This window comes from Oleiphilus sp. HI0079 (assembly GCF_001635105.1).
Genome location: NZ_LWFT01000186.1, coordinates 1 through 1,406, shown reverse-complemented (window position 1 = coordinate 1,406; position 1,406 = coordinate 1). Strand labels below are relative to the sequence as shown.

The 1,406-nt window shown below is 47.4% G+C and carries 2 protein-coding genes; both read left to right on the top strand.

The window, feature by feature from the left end; all coding sequences use genetic code 11:
• Positions 1-1,077, top strand: a 1,077-nt coding sequence (locus A3750_RS02660) for a pilus assembly protein (protein WP_197474833.1), incomplete at its 5' end; no start/stop codon positions are given.
• A gap of 25 nt (positions 1,078-1,102) precedes the next feature.
• On the top strand, positions 1,103-1,406 hold a 304-nt coding region (locus tag A3750_RS02655; protein WP_156498333.1), incomplete at its 3' end, for a prepilin-type N-terminal cleavage/methylation domain-containing protein.

Here is a 1,406-nt window from a genome sequence, read left to right as displayed (position 1 = left end):
GGCGACATGGGTTACCAATTGTCGCCGCCTATGGTCGCTATGATGAATAACGAAAAGTGGGCGGTCATCTTTGGCAACGGTCACTCCTCAGATTCTGGCTATGCAAAGCTGTTCATTTTGTTTGTGGAGGAAGGACTTGATGGAACTTGGACGCTTGGTAGCGACTATCTGAAAATTGACACTGGGGCGGGGGATTCTGTTAACAAGAATGGGCTCTCAGGCGTTACTTTGGCAGACATCGATGGCGATTATGTAGTAGATAGAATCTACGGCGGTGACTTGTACGGAAACATGTGGGCGTTCGATGTATCAGACTCCAGGACTAATCGATGGGGTATTGCGCATAAACAAGGTTCGACAACGCAACCATTGTTTAAGGCGACCGATGCTTCGGGCAATCAACAACCTATTACTGGTGCGCCAAGTATTGCTTTGAATACAGCCCAAGCCACCGGTAGTAATGATCCGAATATTTTGGTGACCTTCGGTACAGGGCAGTATTTGTCGACCGGTGATGAGACAGATCTTTCAGTGCAAAGTTACTACACCGTTTGGGATGTAAGCGAAGGTAATCGGGATCGAACTCATCTAGCTGTTCGAGAGCTGGAAGATACCGATGGCGGCGCTTCTCGTGGTGTTAAAACAAGCGCGACGGCCATCGACTGGCAGGAGGATTATGGTTGGTACTTTGATTTTATGACAGACGACACCCAAGAAGGTGAGCGAATGATCAACAGACCTTTGATCGCGGATGATGCAGATCTTGGCCCTGTCGCTATTTTTGCTTCAATGATTCCAAGTGATTCTGAATGCGCAGGAGGCGGTACTAGCATACTTTATACGGTGCCGATGCTGACAGGCTTAAACCCTGATAAGCCAATTCTAGATATCGATGGGATTGGTGTCAGACAGGGAACCTTGTTGAATCAGCCAAACCGATTGAGTGACCTGCTCTATGGTTCGAAGTCTGAATCGACAGGATTAGACGGAAGTAATATCTCGATCACGGATACGAATCTGGATACCAACTCCGCCCGAACAGGTCGTTTGGGTTGGAACGAGTTGGTTAATGACTAAACGAGGTAAATAACAAATGCTACTAATGCAAAAACAGAAAGGTTTTACCTTGATAGAGCTGATGATCGTTGTTGCGATTATAGGTATTCTCGCTTCGATAGCCTACCCCGGCTATCAAGAGTCGGTCGCTAAGACGCGTCGAGCTAATGCGCAGGGCGAAATGCTTGCCTTATCTTCGGCGCTAGAACGACGTTATTCAGAGGTTAATCATTATTCTGATGCGGCTGCTGCAGGTGCTGATACCGGAGCGCCTGATGCATCTTTATACATAATTGAACCTGAAGTAGTGCAGTTCTATACCATTACGATTTCAGAGACAGATGGAGGCG